The following is a 1,539-nucleotide window of genomic DNA, read 5'->3' on the forward strand; positions in this document are numbered from 1 at the left end:
CCGCGCAGGCCGTCGCGCGTGGCGACGAGGTTGCCTGTGGGGTCGTACTGGTACAGGCGGGCGATGCGCTGGCCGGACCGAGCTTGTCAATTCATCTATGCACTGAAATAACAGTGCATGGCCAGGGATTTATGTAATTCTTCTGAAGAATAAAAATAAGGTCATTTTTTATTGTAAAATGAAAGCTATTCTTTAATGTGAAATATATTTCAAAATTTCATTGTGGCGACATATTTTACTGAAAATAAAATTACTTTTTCAATAAAATATAATTAAGATCTGCTCCATATTTCTGCAAGGCCACCATTTTTTGCATGGGTCGTTATCTTGAAAAGACCATTATTATCGTGGTGATAATGGTATTCTATATCATCTGCCCATCCTGATGCATAGGCTGTTTCTTTAGATGGCAGATTATCAATGGCTTCTATTATATTTATGGAATAATTATTATTTCTTCCAACAATTATACTGACTAAGCTTCCGTCTTTTTCTTTGGATAAATACCCGTAACCATTAAGTCGTGGAAGATTCTTTACAGAATCTTTATATGGAAGATCAATGTGATGTACATTGGCGATATCTGATGATAAATATTCCCCATATAAACTTGTGGATATGAAGTTGCAAGACTTTTCCTTCGGGGCAATGATTATTGTTGGATGATTATTATTAAATGCTGTTGAGAAATTGCCTTTTTCGATGGCTTCAAAAGGAGAATCATATTTTTTCTTCAGAAGCTTTGGTGAATTGAACCCGTCTATTTCTGAACGATAAGGAATCGGATTAAAAAAATCACCTTTTGAATAACGCCATTCATCGACTTTTGGAAATGATTCAATATGTGCATTTTGTGAAATATTATTAGATGCGTCTTTAAAATTGATCAATAATGTATCTAGGATTTTCTTTATATCTGCGCGTTCATTTATCATTTAAATTTCCTTATAAGCAACAGCAGGAAAAGGCTGCTTTCCAACTACCATTTTCAAGTCGTCGCCCTATATCCTCTAGGGCAGCCTCAACATTGCCTCCTCGCTTTTCAACACCTTTCAGTATCTGGTATATCAGTTTATCGTTCATATCACTGTGCACGTGAGGCCCGGCATGATAGTTTCCCGTGCTGATGCTCGCCGCTTTGCCTGGATGGTTGGCCATCGCAGTCTGAGATGGATTTGTTCCCCATAATCTGGCGCCATTGGATGCGCTGTCTATTCCAATATTATTTCGGCCTAAAATATCTCTGGAATTCTGGACGTGCCTATTTTTTTTGCAATTTTCCTGAACAATATGATGCGGGGTTTGACCTGGTTGAAGTGGGCGACCAGAGTTTCTAAGGTTTCGTCCCAATTTTGCTGCTGTTAAGCCAAGTATGTCCGCCCATATTTGTGGGTTTACGGCAAATATATAAAAATTGGACCCCCCAGCCAACCCAATCGGATCCTGATGCACAAACCTCCCCACCACAGGATCGTAATACCTGAACCGGTTGTAATGCAGCCCCGTCTCGCCGTCAAAGTACTGTCCCTGGAACCGTAG

2 protein-coding genes are annotated in these 1,539 nt (G+C 39.8%); both read right to left on the bottom strand.

The window, feature by feature from the left end:
- Window positions 1-272: 272 nt before the first annotated feature.
- On the bottom strand, window positions 273-935 hold the full coding sequence (locus PO605_RS30740) for a hypothetical protein (protein WP_139223831.1): 663 nt from the start codon (window positions 933-935) through the stop codon (window positions 273-275).
- A 10-nt stretch (window positions 936-945) separates the two neighbouring features.
- The coding region (locus PO605_RS30745; RefSeq protein ID WP_272207341.1) for an RHS repeat-associated core domain-containing protein at window positions 946-1,539 on the bottom strand (594 nt) is incomplete at its 5' end.

Origin of the sequence: Delftia sp. DT-2 (genome assembly GCF_028401915.1) — a bacterium.
GTDB classification, from domain to species: Bacteria; Pseudomonadota; Gammaproteobacteria; order Burkholderiales; family Burkholderiaceae_C; genus Comamonas; species Comamonas tsuruhatensis.

Excerpts from the sequence above, each read along its gene's own strand:
- PO605_RS30740 (WP_139223831.1), bottom strand. The coding sequence starts at position 935 with ATGATAAATGAACGCGCAGATATAAAGAAAATCCTAGATACATTATTG.